Source organism: Nostocoides vanveenii, from assembly GCF_039531165.1.
Lineage (GTDB): Bacteria > Actinomycetota > Actinomycetes > Actinomycetales > Dermatophilaceae > Nostocoides_A > Nostocoides_A vanveenii.
This window is the reverse complement of record NZ_BAAAPN010000045.1, coordinates 22,013-41,122: the sequence shown is the minus strand read 5'-3', so window position 1 is coordinate 41,122 and position 19,110 is coordinate 22,013. Positions and strand designations below refer to the sequence as shown.

Below are 19,110 nucleotides of genomic sequence, written 5' to 3'. Positions count from 1 at the left end.
TAGGGTGCCGTCCGCAGGCCGATCGCCCGCGCGCCGGCACATTGACGGTGACGTCAGGAACCGAAACTCGGGCGCAGCGGGTAGGGGGCGACGCCGCCGGGGCCGACCTTTTGGCCGAGCACCTGATGCAACTGGATCTCGCCCCGCTCGAAGCCGAGCGAGCTCCCGGAGAGGTAGAGCCCCCAGATGCGGGCGGTCCCCGGGCCGGCCTCGGCAACCGCCGCCTCCCAGTTGGCCGACAGATTGCGGGCCCATTCCCGGCACGTGCGGGCGTAGTGCTCGCGCAGGTCCTCCGCGTGCCGCATCTCGAAGCCCTGATCGGCCATCGCGCCGATGATCGTGCCAACCGGGGCGAGCTCGCCATCGGGGAAGACATAGCGGTTGATGAAGCCCCCCTTGGTGATCTGCCCCCAGGCGGTATTCGGCGAGGTGATGCAGTGGTTGAGCAGCAGGCCCCCGGAGACCAGCCGTTCGGCGAGGAAGCCGAAATAGGCGGGATAGTTCTTGACCCCGATGTGCTCGGTCAGCCCGATGGAGGAAACCGCCTCGAAGCCGGACTCGGTGACATCGCGGTAGTCGCCGTGCCGGATCTGCGCGAGGTCGCCCAAGCCCTCGCGCTCGATCCACTCCTGGCCGTAGGCCGCCTGCTCACCCGAGAGCGTCACCCCCAGCGCGCGTACGCCGTAGTTCTTCACCGCGTGCCGCACCATCCCGCCCCAGCCGCACCCGACATCGAGCAGGCGCATCCCCGGGCGCAGGCCGAGCTTGCGGCAGACCAGGTCGAACTTGAACTCCTGGGCCTGCTCCAAGGTCGCGCCCTGGCTGGGGTAGCAGGCGCAGGTGTAAGCCATCGACGGGCCTAGCACCAGCTCGTAGAACCGGTTGCTGACGTCATAGTGGTGGGCGATCGCCTGGGCGTCGCGGGCCTTGGAGTGGCGCGCACCCTCGGCGAGCCGCCGCCAACCGGGCGGATTCTCCTGGGCCGGCAACTCCGGCGGCACGAACATCCGCGGCCCGAGGGTGCGCACGATGTCCGCGAGCCGGCGCGGGTCGGGAATCTTGGGCGCGAGCTTGTCCTTGGCCCGGACGAGCAGGTCGTAGGGGTCGCCTTGGTCGATCCCGTCGATGTCCAGATCGCCCTGGACATAGGCGCGGGCCAGCCCGAGCTCGCCCGGGGCCGTCACCAGGTAGCGCAGGCCGCGCTCGGTCTTCAGCTTCAGGACGATGTCGGCGTTGGGGTTGCCGCCGCGCGAGCCGTCATAGGCCGCGAGCGCGAACGGCGCTTCGCTGCCGAAGATCTCGTCGGCGAGTTCACCGATGGTCAAAGTCATCGACGGCCCACCACCTTCGCGTAGAGGTCGGGCAGCCGGCCGTCGGGGTCGTAGAGCTTCTTCACGCGGGCATACTCCTCACCGCCATAGAGCGAACGAAAGGTTTCGGGGTCGTAGTAGGCATCGGAATAGAGGGACTTGTGGCCGTCCAACGCGCTCACCTTGGCCTCGATGGCCCGGTTGACGTCCCCGTCGACGGCGCCGGGCGCAATATCGACCGCGGACCAGAAGCCGATGTTGACATAGTCGCGGCCGGCTTCGATCGGGTAGAGCGGCCACGGCCGCACGCCGTGTTGGCGATCATGAATACGGATGGGGCACAACCAGATCGGCTCGATTGGCACAGTGGCCAGGAACCAGTCCACGAACTCCGCCGTGCGTTCGATCGGCACCTCGATGTCCTGCACGACTCGCTCCTGCGGCAGCGCGCCGCCTCGTTGGTGGAGCGCGGCATACCAACCGTGCCGGTTCTCGAAGCGAATGATCCGGCCATAGACGTCGGAGCGCAGATAGCGCCGCGGGACCAACCGGCGCACGAGCGGGTGCTGGACCTTCAGCGCGCGTGAGCACCAGAACCAGTCGGTGTCCCAGCGCCACAGATAGTCGCGGATCGTCAGATAGTCCTCGGTGCGTTCCTGGATGCTGCGATAGAAGATGCGCTGCCCGGTGTAGTCGGAAAGATAGGGCGCGGTGGCGGTGAACGTGCCCAGAACAGCATACGACTCGGTGGGGGTGAAGACCACGCCGTCGACGAAATCGACACTCTCCCCGTCGAATTCGCGGGATTCGAGAACGCGGCCGAGGGTTGCGACGAGTTCGTCGACCGAGTGCGCGCGGATGTGCCGCAGGTGCACGTATGCCGTGACCGCCTCCAGCTCGATGGCCAGCCGCACGCTGTAGCCGAGGGTGCCATAGGAGTTGGGGAAGGCCCGGTAGAGGTCGGCGTGCTCGTTGGTGGCACTTGCGGTGACGATCTCGCCGCTGCCGGTGAGGATGTCGAGATCGCGGACCGATTCGTGAGGCATGCCATTGCGAAAAGAGGAGGACTCGATCCCGAGGCCGGTGACCGCGCCGCCGAGGGTGATCGTCTTCAGCTGCGGCACGACGTGCGGCATCAGTCCGTGGGCGAGAGTTGCGTCGACGAGGTCTTCATAGGTGCACATCCCCTGGACCTGGGCGATCCGGGCCTGCGGGTCGACCTCGATGACGCCCCTGAGCCGGGAGACATCCAAGCCCGCTCTGCCGGTCTCGGTGCGTGGACGGAAGAGATTGGAGGTGCGCTTGGCCAGGCGCACCGGCGCCCCGGGGGGAAGTTCCTGCAGTTGACCGGCCAGGTCGTCCACGGCGCCCCGATGGGCCGCCCACCCGAGCGTCACCTCGTCATTTCGTGCCATCTCACCCTCCCGCCGTCCGACCCTACCCACAGATTCTGGGCATTGCCGCACGTGATCGCGGGTTCGGCCGTGCTGTGAGATTTCAGTCGGCGGGTAGAGAGGGCCAGGTCGCGCGCAGGCGCGCGATCGCCGCGTCGAGGTCGCTCCCCAGCCGGCGGGCCGTGGCGGCATACCCGCGGGCCGCATCGTCGAGTTGGTCGCGGGTGGCTGCAGCGGGCAGCCGGCGGGGGGCCTGGACGACCGTGCCGGTGCGCACCCGGCTGGCAACCAGCCCCTGCGCCTCCAACTCTTTGTAGACGCGCGCGATCGTGCCGGGCGCCAGACGCAGATCTCCGGCGAGTTGCCGGATCGGCGGGAGCCGGTGCCCTGCGGGCAGGGTGCCGGCGGTGATCATCGACGCCAGCTGCCGACGCACTTGCTCGAACGGCGGGACCGGACTGGTCAGGTCGACATCGAGGATCATCCGGCGGGCTCCTCGACCGGTTCCACGGCGGGCACGCTGGCGGGGGGCACCGGCGTGGCGGTTGTGCCGAGGGCGATGCCCGCGGCAGCGCCGAACACGGCGAGGAAGACACCGAAGCCACCGACATTGGCCAGCGTCCCACCCAGGCCGTCGGGGGGGACGTCGACAGTACGCCCGACGAGCGCCAGGAAGGCGGCGCCGATGAAGCTCGCGCACGCGACCGCTCCGCCGCAAAGCAGTTGGAGGTTGCGCGAACGCAGCCCCTCGTCGGCGAGCCGGAGGTCGTCATCCCCGCCCGCCTGCGGACGACGGACGATGCGGCGCCCCGTGACGAAGAGGAGCGCGCCGGCCAGCGCGGCGACTCCCAGCACGATCAGGCCGGTCCGGCGATGTCTGATGTCGCAGCCGCCTCCCTATCCGTCGCGACCCGCACCGCGAGCCAGACGCCGGTGCCGAGGGCGATCAGCCCAGACACGAGGGGCCACACGCGCGCGGACCGCGAGAGATAGTCGCCGAACCGGCGAGCCGTCAGCGACGCTCCTCGGTGGGCGCCGTCGCCAGCGGTCCCGGCCGCCCGCCACTCGGCGATGATCAGGCCGAGGAACCAGCCACCGAAGAGAACCAGCCATTGGGCCCGAGGGGTGTCCGCGTCGTGGGTGGCACCGAACGGCATACGGACGCCCGCGCCGCTGACGAAGGCGAGGACCAGGCCGGCCCGCCGCCAGAAGCGGCTGCGCGCCAACGCATTCGAAACGTATGGCGCGCTCGTCGCCGTGACCTTGACACCCTGGCGTCGGGTGAAATTCGCCAGCCGGTCGGCCCGGCTTCGGGTCGAGTCACCGAAGATCAGCGCCAGGATGCTCGCCAGCAATCCGATGAGCAGCACGATGGTGACAATGCGGCCGAATCCTTGACCCATGCCGCCCTCCAGGTCTCGATGTCGCAGCGGTCATAGCGATGAAAGCGCATCCGACGCAATGTGTCAATGTGCCATGCCGTTGACACATTCGGGCGACCTCAGCCCCCCGCGCGCTGGGCGGTGGCGGAGGTGTAGAGGCAGATGGTGGCCGCCATGGCCAGGTTGAGCGATTCGGCCCTGCCGTAGATCGGGATGGCGACACGCGCGTCGCAGGCGGCGGCGAGTTCGGGCGGCAGCCCCCAGGCTTCATTGCCCATCACCCAGGCGTGCGGCGTGGTCAGATCCACGTCGTGCAGGGTCCGGGCAGCGCCGCCCTCCGTCGCCAGAGTCCGTATGCCGTGTGCCGACAACGCGGCCAAGGTCGCCGACGTGTCCAGCCCGGTGACGACGGGCAGGTGGAAAAGCGAGCCCGCGGTCGAGCGCACGACCTTCGGGGAGGTGATGTCGACGGAGTTGTCGCTCACCAGGACCGCATCGGCACCGGCCGCGTCGGCGCCACGGATCACGGTGCCGGCATTGCCCGGGTCGCGCACCTGGGTCATCAAGACCAGCAATCGCGGGCCGGCGGCCAGGACCGACTCCAGGGTCGGCGGCGCCCACTGGGCGACGGCCAGCATCCCCTGCGGCGCCTGAGCGTCGGCCATCGCCGCCAGCACCGGCTCGGTCGCCTCGTGGACGTAGCAGCCGGCGCTCAGGGCATCGCCCACGACGTCGGCATACCGGTCCGCGGCGGCCGCGGTGACATAGACGTCGACGACGGTGGGACCGGCATACCGGATCAACTCACGCACACCCTGCGGGCCTTCGATCAGAATCCGGCCGGTGGCCGAACGCATCGAGCGCCGGCCCAGGGCCGTGACCGCCCGCACCCGATCGGATCGGGGGTTGGTCAGGGCACTGGGCCGGCGCTCGGACGGCATCGGCTGCTGCGGACCGCTCAGGCGTCAGCCTTGGCGGCGTCGTCGGTCGCCGGGACATGCGCCTTGGCGATCTCGACGAGCGCGGCGAAGGCGGCCTCGTCGTTGACCGCGAGCTCGGCGAGCATACGGCGGTCGACGTCGATCTCCGCGGCGCGCAGGCCCTGGATGAACCGGTTGTAGGTCATGCCATTGGCGCGAGCGCCCGCGTTGATCCGCTGGATCCAGAGGCGACGGAAGTCACCCTTCTTGGCGCGACGGTCCCGGTAGCTGTAGACCAGCGAGTGCTGGACCTGCTCCTTGGCCTTGCGGTAGAGACGACCGCGCTGCGCGCGGTAGCCGCTGGCGCGCTCGAGGACGACCCGGCGCTTCTTCTGGGCGTTGACCGCCCGCTTCACGCGTGCCACGTGATTCTCCTAAGTGCTTCGTTCGTTTCGCAGTGGGTGCGGCGAAGGCCGCGAGGGAGTCGGCTCAGCGGCCGAGCATGCGCTTGACGGCCTTGCGGTCGGCGGGAGCGACCTCGACGTCCTTGGACAGGCGGCGGGCGTGCTGCGGGGTCTTCTCGTGGAACTTGTGCACGACATTGGCGCGCTCACGCATGAGCTTGCCGCTGCCGGTCACCCGGAAGCGCTTCTTGGCCCCACTGTGGGTCTTGTTCTTCGGCATGGCGCCGATCTCCTTCGTATGCGGGTCGGTCAGCAGCACGGGACTGCCGACTTCGGTGGGTCGGTGCGGACTACTCCGCGTCGGTGTCGATCACCGAGGCGTCGGCCGAAGCCGCAGGCACCTCGGCCGCTCGCCGGCGCTGCTCCGCGCGGGCCTCGGATTTCCTCTTGGTCGGGCCGATGACCATGACCATGTTGCGACCGTCCTGCTTGGGCGCGGACTCGACGAAACCGAGTTCGGCCACGTCCTCGGCGAGCTTCTGCAGGAGGCGGAAGCCCAGCTCGGGGCGGGACTGCTCGCGGCCACGGAACATGATCGTGACCTTGACCTTGTCGCCGGCCTTCAAGAACCGCTCGACATGGCCCTTCTTGGTGCCGTAGTCGTGGATGTCGATCTTCGGCCGGAGTTTGATCTCCTTGATGACCGTGTTGACCTGGTTCTTGCGGGCCTCCCGGGCCTTCATGGCGGCTTCGTACTTGTACTTGCCGTAGTCCATGAGCTTGGCCACCGGAGGCTTGGCCATCGGGGCGACCTCGACCAGGTCGAGATCGGCCTCGGCGGCCAGGCGAAGCGCGTCTTCGACCCGGACGATGCCGACTTGCTCACCATTGGGTCCGACCAGGCGCACTTCGGGGACGCGGATGCGGTCATTGATGCGAGGCTCGCTGATGTGCTGCTCCTTCGTGTCGGTGGGGCCTGCACCGCCGGCGGCTCGCTCCGGAATGGAAAGAACCTCCCGCGATGGCTCGAGGGAGGTCAGTGGCAGCACATGAGTCGCCACACGTCATACGGCCGTATGCCGTGGTACAGCCGCCGCGGTCACCACGCCGAAGCGAGGTGCAGGACGCCTGTCGGAACCCGGGACCCGGCCACCTGTTGCGGTGGACGCGGGTGGAAGTGACTGCCGTCGACTTCACTTGAGCATTCGCCACGCCACGAGAGCATGGAGAATCGGTTTGACCTTCATTCTAGCACCGTGAGCGTAGTGCCAAGTGCTGCTACTCCCCCGCGAGCCAGGCGGCGCCGACCTTGTTCTCGGCCCGTAGCGCGGCCGTCAGCAACGCTCCGATCATCTCCTCGAGCTTGCCGCCGATGAAGGGGAGAGAGACCTTGATCTCGGCAGCGAAATTCTGAATGGTCACGCCGGCGTTCTCGCGCATCGCGATGGTGCCGCGCACCTGGCCGGGCTTGCCGGGGATGGTGACTTCCATGGTCGCGGCGGCGGGCGACGACCACTCCTCGCGGACCTCGATCTCGATCTCGTCCCCGACGAACTTCGAGGCCACCGGGGGTAGTCCCTGCGCCGACTGCACCCGGTCGACGTCAACCGACATGGTGTCGTCGGCGGCGTCGATGGCGACGTCATAGCGCAGGTCACCCTGGTAGTCGCAGACCTTCGCGCGGAAGTCCGGGTCGCCCAGCATGGCGAAAACCTGATCGATCGGCGCGTGATAGGTAGACTCGTGGCGGAACTTCATCGGTGACCTTCCGTCGTCTCGGCTCGGGGCGCTCTGGCGGCGAGTATGCCGCACACCGGCGACCGACGGTCAGCGTCGGCATCGGCTGGGCGGGCGGTGTCACCCCGCGAGACGGAAGGCGAGGCCGTCGATTCGGGCGCGGAACTCACCGTCCGTCGCGAGTCGCTCCCCCACCCGCGTGACGAGCGACTCGATGGCCGCGTGGTCGAGGCCCGCGACCAGGGTCAGTTCGACGCCCACGGTGCCGGCCGGCTTCGCGGCATACGTGCCGTATGCCGCGACGTCCGGCTCGCTGGCAACCGCCGCGCCGAGCGCGGCGTGCACGAAGGGGTCGCGGTCGGGAGGGAGCCAGGTCCGTTGCATGGCGAGCGCCCAGACCTGGCTGGGGCGCAGCTCGCGGGCGCTCGCGAGGCCGAGATTGACCACGACGACCTGGCAGGACTCGGCGATCGCGGCCTGGGCCAAGGTGGCGGCGGCGACGGGCACCGGCCGCGCGGCCTGGTCCCAGGCCGCCAGCTCGGCCACTCCGGTGAATGCCGGCAGGGCCCGTCGCCCGTCGGGCGCGGTCAGGGTGACCAGGGCCATATCGACCGCCGTGTCGTGCGCGAGGCCCGCCGCGTCGTGGACGATCTCATCCGCGTGAGCCACCACGGCGACGAGGAATCTGGCGGCGGCCAGCATCGCCATCATGGCCTCCTCGTCGTCGGCGACGAGGGCGGCGAGCACCGCGGGATCGCTTGCGCCGGAGTCGTTCTCGAACCCCGAGGGGGTCAGGTCGCGGCGAGCCCACGGCAGACCGGCCGAGTCGGTGGCGGCATCCGGACCCACGCGCTGGGGGTGCCGAGCGTGATCGCGGGGATTGGTCATGGGGTCACCAGGGTTTCGTCGGCGGGCATCGGGGTCCGCGTGCTGGATGCCGGGGCCGTTGCCGCCCAGGACGTCGCGAACATCACGATCCGCGAGAAGTAGTAGATCCACACCAGCAGGATCAGCGAGATCCCGAAGGCCTGGAAGGCCGGCTGACTGCTTGTGGAGGCGAGCAGCCGGCCCGAGAGTTGTTTGACGATCTCGAAGAGCATTGCCCCGAGAGCGGCACCGGACCACAGCGCGCCACGCGGCAGGTCGGGGGGCGCCGCGCGCCGGAAGAGGACGTGGAAGAAGATGCTGCTCACGACGATTCCGGTGACAACCGACAAACTTGCGAGCGGCACGCGGACGGTGGCGTGTTGCTCAGGCAGGTGTCGGGAGAGGGCGGTCAGCCCGGCGCTGATTCCCAGGCTGGCGAGCAGGATGCCGCCGACCTCGACCAGCGAGGCGAGCGCTCGCAGATAGCCCACGACCACATTGGGCTGGTCCTGCCTGGGCACGCGGAAGATCGTGGTCAGGCCCTCGCGCACATCGGACATCCAACTCACGCCGCAGTAGAGGACGGCGAGGGCACCAAGCCCGGCTGCCGTGGTGGCCGTGCCCTCGAGGGTCGCCAGGGAGAGCTGATGCGGCCCGTTGCCGATGACGCCGGGCACGATCTCCTGCAGGGCCCGCTCGAGGTCAGCCTTGGCGTCCGGGACCATCCGTGCCACGAGGCCGACCGCGCCGAAGGCCAGCGCGAGCAAGGGGAAGATCGACAAGAAGCCGTAGTAGGTCACGGCCGCGGCGAGCAGCGAGCCCTGGACCTCGACATAGTGCTCCGTGGCGCGCCAGCCGTGATCGACCAGCGGGACTCGCTGCCGCAGCCGTCGCGTGCGCTCGCGCAGCCAGGCGAGAACGGGCGTCAGCCGTCCGCCTGTCGGCTCAGGGGCGGCCTGCGGCATCGAGGGCCTCGGGCAGGGTGAAGGCGCCCCTGTAGAGAGCGGAGCCGATGATCGCGCCTTCGACGCCGTCGCCGACGAGACCGCGGATCGAGACGATATCGGCTAAGGTCGAGACGCCACCCGAGGCGACGATCGGCGCATTCGTCTGTGCGGCAACGGATTTGAGCAGGTCGACGTTCGGGCCGGCGAGCATGCCGTCCTTGTTGACGTCGGTGACGACATAGCGGGCGCAGCCCTCGGAATCCAACCGGGCCAGTGTCTCCCAGAGGTTGCCTCCCTCGGTCGTCCACCCGCGCGCGGCCAGCGTCTCGCCGCGCACGTCGAGCCCGATGGCGATGCGGTCGCCATAGGTCGCGATCGCGGTGCGCGTCCACTCGGGATTTTCCAGGGCGGCGGTGCCCACGTTGACCCGGCGGCAGCCGGTGCTCAGCGCGCGGTGCAGCGAGTCCTGGTCGCGGATGCCGCCGCTCATCTCGACCTTGATGTCGAGGCGGCCCACGATCTCGGCGAGCAGGTCCGCATTGGAGCCGGTGCCGAAGGCGGCGTCGAGGTCGACCAGGTGGATCCACGCGGCCCCCTGCTCCTGCCAGGTCAGCGCGGCGTCGATCGGGTCTCCGAACTCCCACCCGCTGCCGGCGATGCCCTGCTGCAACTGGACGGCGCGACCCTCACGGACGTCGACGGCGGGCAGTAGTTCGAGGCGCGCCGGCTGCGCGCTTTGGGCTGGCTCGGTCATGTGCACCCTTTCGTGGCGGGGTGAGCTCCTGGGCCCTCGACTTAACCTCTGCTAGCAGAGGTTAAGTCTGTGGCGTGTCGGTGGGCGGGGCTGGGTCGGGGGGCGGTGCGATATCGGTGGGCGGGGCTAGGTCGGCGGGCGGGGCGGCCGAGCCGTCCGCGGCAGCGAGGATCTCGGCGCGGTTGCGCCACAGGACGTAGGCCAGCCCGGCCACCAGGACCGCGCCAGCGAGCGCCAGGCGCTGCGGCCACGTCATCGAGGTCAAGGCGGTCACCAGCAGCAGGCCGAGGGCCGAGCCGACCGTGGTGGCGACACGCGGCGTCGTGCGCCGCCGCGTCGTCGACCGGCTGCGGGTGGTCCGCCGCCGGCCGGTCGAGCGGCTGCTCGCGGAGCGGGAACCCGTCGTCGTGGATGTGGCGCTCGTGCGTCGTCGGCCGGAAGACTTCGCGGAGGCTCGCTTGGGCGTGGTCACAGCGACCCCACCCAGTTGCGCAGCAACTGCAGCCCGGCGGCCCCGGATTTTTCGGGGTGGAACTGAGTCGCGCTCAGCGGGCCGTTCTCGACGGCGGCGACGAAGCTGGTGCCGTAATCGCAGGTAGTGATCAGCGGCGCGCGGCGGGCCATGGCGCCGTCGGCCACGGGCAACTCCCACTCCAAGGCGGCATAGGAGTGCACGAAATAAAACGACTCGGTTTCCACGCCCGCGAACAGCATGCTCCCGGCCGGCGCCCGGACGGTATTCCAGCCCATATGGGGGACGATTTCGGCGGGCAGCCGGCGCACCATCCCGGGCCACTCCCCGATGCCCTCCTCGACCGCGGCACTCGGCTCCTCGGAGCCGTCGAAGAGCACCTGCATACCGACGCAGACGCCGAGCACGGGGCGACCGCCCGCCAGTCGCACGTCGATTAGGCGAGGCCCGTCCGCGGCACGCAGCCCGGCCATACAGGCATGGAAGTTGCCGACCCCAGGGACGAAGAGGCCATCGCACGCCGCGACGAGCTTCGGGTCCGCGGAAAGTTCGACCTCGGCACCGACGTGTTCGAGCGCCCGCACGGCCGAGCGGACATTGCCGCTGCCGTAGTCGAGGACGACGACGCGTGCGCTCATGACTCCTCCCGCGCGTGGCGGCCCCGGAGCCGGCGCGGCGGTGGCGGGGCCGCGACCTCGGCGAGGTGTGCGGCCTCTTCGCGAGCCATCGCATCGAACTGCGCGACGCGCTTCGCGGACGCCGGGACCAGTGCCCCGCGCGGGGCATCGCGCTCGGTCAGCAGGGTCTGACCAGGCAGTTGGAGGGCAGAGTGCACTCCGGCCAGCCAGGGGATCGGCCCGGCGTGCGCCGACCGGATGGCCGCGACCAGTGCCGGCAGCGCGCCAGCACCGACTCCGGCGACCGAGGCCAGGTCGGCCGGCCGGGCCCCGGCCAGCCTGGGGGTGCGCACGGTGCCGTCCTCGGGACTCCAGACCAGCCAGCGCTTGACCGCCCGCCAGCCTGGCGGTGAGATGACCACGAAGCCGCGCCGGTCGGCGACGAAGAAGCCGATGGCCGGCCGCAGCGAGGTGCTCAGGGGCCGAGCGGCGAGCGTGGTGCGGGCATCGTCATACGGCGCTGCCGTCGCGGCGTGGTCGCCGGCGGGAGTCACGGCGGTCCAGTCCCCCAACGGGGTGACATGGGCGCTCACCAAGCCCTTGCCCACCCAGGAGGTCACCTGATCCGCACGCGCGCGCACCAAGAGCAGGCCGCCCACCGGTCCCGCCGGCGCACCGTTGTCGCTGGCCCTGGCCACGATCTACAACGCGCCCTTCGTGCTGGGGATCCCACCGATGCGGGGGTCGAGCGCGACTGCCGCCCGCAGCGCCCGGGCGAGTGCCTTGAACTGCGCTTCGACGAGGTGGTGGGGATCACGGCCCGCAAGCACCCGCACGTGCAGGGCGATCTGAGCGCGGAAGGCCAGGGTCTCGAAGACGTGCCGGGTCAGCGAGCCGAGGTAACGATCCCCGATGACGACATAGATCTGACCCTCGGGCTCGCCGGTGTGCACGCAATAGGGCCGCCCGGCGACATCGACGACGGCCTGGACGAGCGCCTCGTCCAGCGGCACGGTCGCGTCGCCGAAGCGCGCGATGCCCTTCTTGTCCCCGAGCGCCTCCGCGAGCGCTTCGCCCAGCACGATCGCGACGTCCTCGACGGTGTGGTGGGCGTCGATGTGCAAGTCACCGGTGGCCTCGACCTCGATGTCGATGAGTGAGTGGCGTGCGAGCGCGGTGAGCATGTGGTCGTAGAAGCCGACACCGGTCCTGATCTGCGCCTCGCCAGTGCCGTCGAGGTCGACGCGGACCCGCACCGAGGATTCACTCGTGCGCCGCGTGCGTTCTGCGGTGCGCGCCATACCTAACTCGCCTTCTCCGTGCCCAGGTGGTGCTCCGGCCCGAGTGCGGCCAGTGCATCGAGGAAGGCCGTGGTCTCCTCGGGAGTCCCGGCCGTCACCCGAAGATAGTGGGGTATGCCGACGTCGCGGACCAAAACCCCGGCGTCGAGCAGCGCCTGCCAGGTGCGGGCGGCGTCGGCGAGGCCGCCGAAGAGCACGAAATTCGCATCGCTCGGCACCGGAGCGAACCCCAACGCGGTCAGTTCCGCGACCAGCCGGTCGCGCTGTGCCTTCACCACACCGACCGTGGACAGCATCATGTCCGTATGCCGCAGCGCCGCCCGTGCGACCGCCTGGCTCGGCGCCGAGAGGTGATAGGGCATGCGGACCAGCCGGAGCAGGTCGACCAGTTCGGGGTCGGCGGCCAGATAGCCCAGTCGGCCACCCGCGAGCGCGAAGGCCTTGCTGAGGGTGCGGGTGACAACCAGCCGCTCGCGCCCGGCGAGCAAGGTCAACGCATTGGGCGTGCCCGGGCGAGCGAACTCGGCATAGGCCTCGTCGACGACGACGACAGCGCGGGGCGCCGCCTCATACGCCGCCTCGATGACGTCGAGGCCGACCGCCGTGCCGGTCGGATTGTTGGGCGAGCAGATGAAGACCAGGTGCGGGTCGAGGGCGCCCAGTTGCTCCGCCACATCCGCCGCGGCGAGCGTGAACAGACGCCCGGGCTCGGTGCTGCGTCGGCCGTGCGTCCACGCGGTGCCCGTCGTCGTCGCGATGATCGCGTGCATCGAATAGGACGGGGTGAAGCCGATGGCGCGGCGACCGGGGCCGCCGAAGGCCTGGAGCAGGTGCAGGAGCACCTCGTTGGACCCATTGCCGGCCCACACCTGCACCGGGTCGATAGGCTCCCCGCCCCTGGAGAGATAGGCGGCAAGAGCAGACCGCAGATCGGTGAACTCGCGATCGGGATAGCGATTCAGGCCGGGCAGGGTCTCGCCGAGTTCGGCGAGCATGTCGGCCACGACCTCGGGCGGGACCGGATACGAGTTCTCGTTGGTGTTGAGCGCCGCGCGGACGGCCAATTGCGGTGCGCCATAGGGCGATTCACCACGCAGATCGTCGCGCAGCAGTGAGCGCAGCCCGCTCGGCGGGCGATCGTCGGCCATCGGGGTCAGCGCTCCCCCACCGACTCGAAACGCGCGGTCACAGCCTCACCGTGGGCCGGGAGGTCTTCGGCCTGAGCCAGGGTCACGACATACGGGGCGACCTCGGCGAGCGCCGCCTCGGTGTAGTCGACGACGTGCACGCCCCGCAGGAAGGATTGCACCGACAGCCCGCTGCTGTGACAGGCGCAACCGCCGGTCGGCAGCACGTGATTGGAGCCCGCGGCATAGTCGCCGAGCGAGACCGGCGCAAAGGACCCGACGAAGATCGCCCCGGCATTGCGCACCTGAGCGGCCACGCTCGCCGCGTCGCGGGTCATGACTTCCAGGTGCTCGGCGGCATAGGCGTTGACGACCGCCAGGCCCTGCTCGATGTCGTCGACCAGCACGATGGCCGACTGCGGGCCACGCAGAGCCTCGCAGACCCGCTCGCTGTGCTTGGTCGCCGCCGCCCGGCGCTCGACCGCGAGCGACACCGCATCCGCGAGTTCCGGGGAGTCGGTGACGAGCACGGACGCGGCCAGCGGGTCGTGCTCGGCCTGGCTGATCAGGTCGGCCGCGACGAGCTCGGGGTCGGCGCTCGCGTCGGCGAGCACGGCGATCTCGGTCGGGCCGGCCTCGGCGTCGATGCCGATGCGGCCTTTGAGCAGGCGCTTGGCCGCGGCGACATAGATATTGCCCGGCCCCGTGACCAGGCTGACCGGCTCGCAGACATCCGCCCCATCGGTGAAGCCGTAGGCGAAGCCGGCGATGGCCTGCGCGCCGCCCATGGCATAGACCTCATCGACGCCCAGCAGCGCGCAGGCAGCGAGGACCGTCGGGTGCGGGTAGCCCGCCAGGGCGCCGGTGTTCTCCTTCTGCGGCGGACTCGCGACAGCCAGGGAGCCGACGCCAGCGATCTGGGCGGGGACGACATTCATCACCACCGAGCTCGGATAGACCGCCCGGCCACCCGGGACATAAAGCCCGACCCGGTCCACGGGGATCCAGCGCTCGGTGACGGTGCCGCCGTCGCTGACCGTCGTGGTCGTATCGCGGCGGGCCTGGTCGCGATGCACCATCCGGGCTCGCGCGATGCTGATCTCCAGCGCGGCGCGCACGTCGGGGTCCAGTGCGCCGAGGGCCACCTGCAAGGTCTCGTCGGGCACGCGCAAGCGCGGAGGGCAAACGCCGTCATACCGCTCGGCCAGGTCGCGCAATGCGTCGCCGCCGCCCGCCCGGACCTCGGCGCAGATCGGTTCGACCGAATACAGCGCCGCGTCCACGTCGAACTGCGCCCTGGGCAAGCCCTCGCGCAGCTCGCGCAGGGACAGGGACCGGCCGCGCAGATCCAGTCGCTGCATCATGGCCGCCAGTTTAGGCGTGCCCCCCGAACGGGCCGTCCTCCGTCTCGCCGTAGAAGAGCCGGTCGACGACGGCCCGGGCATGACGACCCACGCGCCGGTAATTTTCGGCCAGTTCCTGTCCCGAGCCGGGCGCCAAGCCCATGATCCGCGCCGTCCCGTCGGCTTCGCGCGCATCGCTGGGAATCTGATCGACTGGCCGCCCGCGATAGAGCATGGCGGCATCGCGCGCCCGGGCGGCGAGTTGCCAGGCCTCGCTCAGCGTCGCGTGGTCGGCGCTGCTGATCAGGCGCGCCTGGGCCAGCGCCTGCAGGGCCGGCAGCGTCGAGGTGGTGCGCAAGGTCGGGTAGGTGTGCGCGTGCTCGAGCTGGAGCAACTGGGTGGTCCACTCGACATCGGACAGCCCGCCAGTGCCGAGCTTGAAGTGCGTGCGCCGATCGGCGCCGCGGGGCAGCCGCTCGGCCTCCATCCGGGCCTTCAGCCTCCGGATCTCGCGCACCTGGGCTTGATCCAGACCGCTGTCGGGCCACCGGATCGGGTCGATGAGGTCGAGGAACTCGGCAGCCAGGTCGTTGTCGCCCGCCACCGGTCGGGCCCGGATCAGAGCCTGGGCCTCCCAGGTCACCGCCCACCGGTCGTAATAGCTGCGATAGGAGTCCAGGCTGCGGATGAGCGGGCCGTTCTTGCCCTCCGGCCGCAGGTCGGCATCGAGTCCGATTGCTGGGTCGGGTCCGGGCTCGCCGAGCACCCGCACCAAGTCCTTGACGATCTCCAGCGCCTGCGCCTGCGCCGCGCCCTGATCCACCCCGACGAGCGGATCGTGGACGTAGATGACGTCGGCGTCCGAGGCATAACCGCACTCGCGGCCCCCGAGCCGGCCCATCCCCATGATGAGGATCTTGGTGAGCAGGGACTGGCCGGTGCGGGCCTCGGTGGCCCGCGACACCGCTTCGAGGGCAACCTCGATGGTGGCCTCGGTGATGTCGGCGAGGGCGACGCCGACGGCGGACGACCCCAGCCCCGTCATCAGGTCGGCGACCGCGACACGGAAAAGTTCGACCTTGCGGATCTGGCGGGCCGCCTTGACGGCTTGCTCGGGCGTTTTCTTGATCGAGGCGGCAACCCGCATCCGGCGCTCGATGTCCGCGCGCGAGCGCGGGACCAGCCCGCCCGCGTCACCGAGGATCTGCACGCCCTCGGGGGCTGAGCGCAGGACGTCGGCGGCGAACCGGCTCCGCGCGAGGGTGCGGGCGAGATACTCCGCCGCCTGGGGCTCGTCGCGCAGCAACCGCAGGTACCAGTGGGTCGTGCCGAGGGATTCGCTGACATCGCGGAAGGCCAACAGCCCGCCGTCGGGGTCGATCTCCTGAGCGAACCAGCCCAGCATTACCGGCAGCAGGTGGCGCTGGATGGCTGCCCGCCGCGAAAGGCCCTCGGTGAGCGCCTCGATGTGGCGCAAGGCTCCCTTCGGATCGCGGAAACCCAAGGCCTGCAAGCGTTCTCGGGCCGCCTCCGGGGTCAGCCTGGCCTCGTCGCTGTCCAGGCGGGCAACGGCATTCAGCAACGGGCGGTAGAAGAGCCGCTCGTGCAGCCGGCGCACCTCGCGTGACTCGGCCTTCCACTGGGCGAGGAGGGTGGTCGCGGCATCCTGCCGATGACCGAGCGCCCGCCCCAGGCGGCGCAATTCCGACTGAGAGGTAGGCATCAGGTGCGTGCGGCGCAACCGCAACAGCTGGATCCGGTGCTCCAGCGTGCGCAGGAGCCGGTATGCCGATCCCAGCACCGCGGCGTCGTCGCGACCCACATAACCACCGGCTGCCAGGGCGGCCAGGCCGTCGAGCGTGGTCCCCGACCGCAGGGAGGGATCGGTGCGCCCGTGGACGAGTTGCAGCAGTTGGACACTGAACTCGATGTCGCGCAGGCCGCCCGGGCCGAGTTTGAGTTGCCGGCCGGCCTCCGCGCTCGGGATGTGCGCCTCGACCCGTCGGCGCATGGCTTGAACCTCGTCAACGAAGTTCTCGCGGGATGCGGCCTGCCACACCATCGGCATCATGGTCGCGAGATAGTCCTCGCCGACCTCGCGATCACCGGCGACGACCCGGGCCTTCAGCAGCGCCTGGAACTCCCAGGTCTTGGCCCACCGCTCGTAGTAGGCTTGGTGCGAGGCGACCGTCCGCACCAGGGGCCCGTGCTTGCCCTCCGGGCGCAGGGCGGCATCGACCGACCACAGCGTGCCGTGGGAGGTCGACGCCGAGCAGGCAGTCATCAGCCGGGTCGCGACCTTGGTCGCGGCCGCCATGGCGGCCGGCTCGTCGGCCCCGCCAGCCGGTTCGGCCACGAAGATGACGTCCACGTCAGAGATGTAGTTCAGTTCACGCCCGCCAGCTTTGCCCATCGCGATGACGGCCAGACGGCACTGCTCCGCCTCCTCGGGCAGCTCGGCCCGCGCCAGCGCGAGCGCCGCTTCCAGCGCGGCTTGGGCCAGGTCGGCGAGCGCGGCAGCGGTCGTCGGCAACTGCACCAGGGGGTCGGGTGCCACCAGATCCAGCGCGGCGATCCCCAACAGGCCGCGCCGGTAGTAGACCCGCAGGGCGTCCTCGGGAGTCAGGCCCTCCGGAGGGAGGCTCACCTTGCTCACCAGGCGCTCGACCCGCTCCTCGACCGTCCGGGTGCGCGCTTCGGCGACGCTGCGCCAGTGCTCAGGATGGGCGATCAGGTGATCACCGAGCGCCATCGAGGCACCGAGCACCGCCAGGATCCGCTCGCGCCCGGGACCGGGGTGGCGGAGTGTCGCGATGAGGGCGGGGAGTTCGCGTCCCAGCGCGGGATCATCCGGCGACGACGCGATCTTGGTCCGCAGCGACTCCATGAGGCGCACCAAGGTCAGGAGCGCCAGGTCCGGATCGGCGACATCGGCCAGGGCTTGAATCACGCCGTCGGCGAAGTCGTCGTCCAACGGATCGATCAGACCCGTCAGAGCTGAGTCAGCCACCAGCCGCTCGGCCCTCGCCGGGTCGGCGAAGCCGAGCCGGGCAAACATGGCTCCGGCACTCTCGGTCCGCGCGGCAGCCACAGGCAGCAACCTATAACGGGAATCGGCGATCACAGCCGGGGCAGGTAGCGCTCCAGCTCGTAGGCCGTGACCTGGCGCCGGTAGTCCTCCCATTCCTGGCGCTTGTTGCGCAGGAAGAAGTCGAAGACGTGCTCACCGAGGGTTTCGGCGACCAACTCGCTGCGCTCCATGACCGCGATCGCCTCGTGCAGCGACCCGGGCAGCGGCTCGATGCCGAGAGCGCGGCGCTCGCCATTGGTGAGCGTCCATACGTCCTCTTCGGTCTCCGGCGGGAGGTCGTAGGCCTCTTCGATGCCCTTCAGACCGGCGGCGAGCAGCACGGCATACGCGAGGTACGGGTTGCAGGCGGGGTCGATCGAACGCACTTCGACCCGGCTGCTCTGGCCCTTAAGTGGCTTGTACATCGGGACCCGCAGCATGGCGGAGGTGTTGTTGTGGCCCCATGTCAGATAGGCCGGCGCCTCGCCGCCGCCCCAGAGGCGCTTGTAAGAGTTGACCCACTGATTGGTCACCGCGGTGATCTCCGCGCCGTGCCGCAGGATGCCGGCCATGAACTGCCGGGCGACCGCGGAGAGCTGATAGGGCGCTCCGGCCTCGTAGAAGGCGTTGGCGTCACCTTCGAAGAGCGACATGTGCGTGTGCATGCCCGAGCCCGGGTGCTCGGCGAAGACCTTCGGCATGAAGGTCGCGTAGATGTTTCGTTCATAGGCGACCTCCTTGATGATCGTGCGGAAGGTCATGATGTTGTCGCTCGTGGTGAGCGCATCGGCATACCGCAGGTCGATCTCGTTCTGGCCGGGCGCGCCCTCGTGATGGCTGAACTCCACGGAGATGCCGATCGACTCCAGCATCGAGATCGCCGCGCGCCGGAAGTCGTGCGCCATGCCCTTGGGGACATGATCGAAATAGCCGGCCTGGTCGATCGGCTCCGGTCGCTGCCCCGGGGCGAAGCCGCTCTTGAGCAGGAAGAACTCGATCTCGGGGTGGGTGTAGAAGGTGTAGCCGAGCTCGCCGCAGCGGGCCAGGGTGCGCTTGAGCACGTTGCGGGGGTCGGCGATGCTCGGGGTGCCGTCGGGCAGCATGATGTCGCAGAACATCCGCGCGGTCCCGGGCGCCTCGCCCCGCCACGGCAGCACCTGGAAGGTGGCCGGGTCCGGTTTGGCGAGCATGTCGGACTCGAAGACCCGCGCGAACCCCTCGATGACCGAGCCGTCGAAGCCGATGCCCTCCGCGAACGCCCCTTCGAGCTCAGCCGGGGCGATGGCCACGGACTTCAGCGTGCCGAGGACGTCCGTGAACCACAGGCGCACGAACCGGATGTCTCGCTCTTCGATGGTCCGCAGGACGAACTCCTGCTGACGATCCATGCGCCCATCCAACCCCACCCGTGTTACGCGGAAGTAAACGAGGCAGTGCCCCGGGATCGCTCCCGGGGCACTGCCGC

The 19,110-nt window shown here is 69.9% G+C and carries 21 protein-coding genes; all 21 read right to left on the bottom strand.

Annotated features, from left to right (window positions below; translation table 11 throughout):
* Positions 1-53 precede the first annotated feature (53 nt).
* Positions 54-1,331 carry a class I SAM-dependent methyltransferase gene (locus ABD209_RS09030; protein ID WP_344065051.1) on the bottom strand — a complete coding sequence of 426 codons (1,278 nt, stop codon included), beginning with the start codon at positions 1,329-1,331 and terminating at the stop codon, positions 54-56.
* A complete protein-coding gene (locus ABD209_RS09025; protein ID WP_344065048.1) occupies positions 1,328-2,725 on the bottom strand; it encodes an FAD-binding oxidoreductase in 1,398 nt (465 codons plus the stop codon). Before ABD209_RS09025 ends, ABD209_RS09030 begins: the two co-directional genes overlap by 4 nt.
* 82 nt (positions 2,726-2,807) lie before the next feature.
* Positions 2,808-3,188 carry a GntR family transcriptional regulator gene (locus tag ABD209_RS09020; RefSeq protein ID WP_344065045.1) on the bottom strand — a complete coding sequence of 127 codons (381 nt, stop codon included), beginning with the start codon at positions 3,186-3,188 and terminating at the stop codon, positions 2,808-2,810.
* A complete protein-coding gene (locus ABD209_RS09015) occupies positions 3,185-3,559 on the bottom strand; it encodes a hypothetical protein (RefSeq protein WP_344065042.1) in 375 nt (124 codons plus the stop codon). The genes ABD209_RS09020 and ABD209_RS09015 overlap by 4 nt, the downstream gene beginning before the upstream one ends.
* A gap of 2 nt (positions 3,560-3,561) precedes the next feature.
* Positions 3,562-4,107, bottom strand: a complete 546-nt coding sequence (locus ABD209_RS09010; RefSeq protein WP_344065039.1) for a hypothetical protein — start codon at positions 4,105-4,107, stop codon at positions 3,562-3,564.
* Between the two features lie 98 nt (positions 4,108-4,205).
* The gene (locus tag ABD209_RS09005; RefSeq protein WP_344065036.1) at positions 4,206-5,027 is read right to left on the bottom strand and encodes a TrmH family RNA methyltransferase; all 822 of its coding nucleotides are present in this window, start codon (positions 5,025-5,027) and stop codon (positions 4,206-4,208) included.
* 17 nt (positions 5,028-5,044) lie between these two features.
* Complete coding sequence (rplT, locus tag ABD209_RS09000; protein ID WP_344065033.1) at positions 5,045-5,431, bottom strand: 50S ribosomal protein L20; 387 nt, start codon at positions 5,429-5,431, stop codon at positions 5,045-5,047.
* A gap of 64 nt (positions 5,432-5,495) precedes the next feature.
* Positions 5,496-5,690: a 50S ribosomal protein L35 gene (rpmI, locus tag ABD209_RS08995; protein ID WP_324385798.1), complete on the bottom strand. Its 195-nt coding sequence runs from the start codon at positions 5,688-5,690 to the stop codon at positions 5,496-5,498.
* 70 nt (positions 5,691-5,760) lie between these two features.
* Entirely contained in the window at positions 5,761-6,471 is a 711-nt protein-coding gene (infC, locus tag ABD209_RS08990; protein ID WP_425564626.1) for a translation initiation factor IF-3, read from the bottom strand.
* Positions 6,472-6,688: 217 nt separating this feature from the next.
* Positions 6,689-7,168, bottom strand: a complete 480-nt coding sequence (locus ABD209_RS08985; RefSeq protein WP_344065030.1) for a DUF2505 domain-containing protein — start codon at positions 7,166-7,168, stop codon at positions 6,689-6,691.
* Positions 7,169-7,267: 99 nt separating this feature from the next.
* A complete protein-coding gene (locus ABD209_RS08980) occupies positions 7,268-8,035 on the bottom strand; it encodes an SseB family protein (RefSeq protein ID WP_344065027.1) in 768 nt (255 codons plus the stop codon).
* Positions 8,032-8,979, bottom strand: coding sequence for a YihY/virulence factor BrkB family protein (locus ABD209_RS08975; RefSeq protein ID WP_344065023.1), 948 nt, complete (start codon positions 8,977-8,979; stop codon positions 8,032-8,034). The genes ABD209_RS08980 and ABD209_RS08975 overlap by 4 nt, the downstream gene beginning before the upstream one ends.
* Entirely contained in the window at positions 8,960-9,715 is a 756-nt protein-coding gene (gene priA / locus ABD209_RS08970; protein WP_344065021.1) for a bifunctional 1-(5-phosphoribosyl)-5-((5-phosphoribosylamino)methylideneamino)imidazole-4-carboxamide isomerase/phosphoribosylanthranilate isomerase PriA, read from the bottom strand. Before priA ends, ABD209_RS08975 begins: the two co-directional genes overlap by 20 nt.
* 61 nt (positions 9,716-9,776) lie before the next feature.
* Positions 9,777-10,187: a hypothetical protein gene (locus ABD209_RS08965; RefSeq protein WP_344065018.1), complete on the bottom strand. Its 411-nt coding sequence runs from the start codon at positions 10,185-10,187 to the stop codon at positions 9,777-9,779.
* Positions 10,184-10,825, bottom strand: coding sequence for an imidazole glycerol phosphate synthase subunit HisH (hisH, locus tag ABD209_RS08960; protein WP_344065015.1), 642 nt, complete (start codon positions 10,823-10,825; stop codon positions 10,184-10,186). The genes ABD209_RS08965 and hisH overlap by 4 nt, the downstream gene beginning before the upstream one ends.
* The gene (locus ABD209_RS08955) at positions 10,822-11,502 is read right to left on the bottom strand and encodes a hypothetical protein (protein WP_324386293.1); all 681 of its coding nucleotides are present in this window, start codon (positions 11,500-11,502) and stop codon (positions 10,822-10,824) included. The genes hisH and ABD209_RS08955 overlap by 4 nt, the downstream gene beginning before the upstream one ends.
* Positions 11,503-11,505: 3 nt before the next feature.
* Positions 11,506-12,105: an imidazoleglycerol-phosphate dehydratase HisB gene (hisB, locus tag ABD209_RS08950; protein WP_344065011.1), complete on the bottom strand. Its 600-nt coding sequence runs from the start codon at positions 12,103-12,105 to the stop codon at positions 11,506-11,508.
* Between the two features lie 2 nt (positions 12,106-12,107).
* On the bottom strand, positions 12,108-13,253 hold the full coding sequence (locus tag ABD209_RS08945) for a histidinol-phosphate transaminase (protein WP_344065008.1): 1,146 nt from the start codon (positions 13,251-13,253) through the stop codon (positions 12,108-12,110).
* 5 nt (positions 13,254-13,258) lie between these two features.
* On the bottom strand, positions 13,259-14,596 hold the full coding sequence (hisD, locus tag ABD209_RS08940) for a histidinol dehydrogenase (RefSeq protein WP_344065005.1): 1,338 nt from the start codon (positions 14,594-14,596) through the stop codon (positions 13,259-13,261).
* A 10-nt stretch (positions 14,597-14,606) separates the two neighbouring features.
* Positions 14,607-17,633 (bottom strand): bifunctional [glutamine synthetase] adenylyltransferase/[glutamine synthetase]-adenylyl-L-tyrosine phosphorylase, encoded by a 3,027-nt coding sequence (locus tag ABD209_RS08935; protein WP_425564638.1) that lies wholly within the window; start codon positions 17,631-17,633, stop codon positions 14,607-14,609.
* Between the two features lie 62 nt (positions 17,634-17,695).
* The gene (gene glnA / locus ABD209_RS08930; protein WP_344064998.1) at positions 17,696-19,033 is read right to left on the bottom strand and encodes a type I glutamate--ammonia ligase; all 1,338 of its coding nucleotides are present in this window, start codon (positions 19,031-19,033) and stop codon (positions 17,696-17,698) included.
* Between the last annotated feature and the right edge of the window lie 77 nt (positions 19,034-19,110).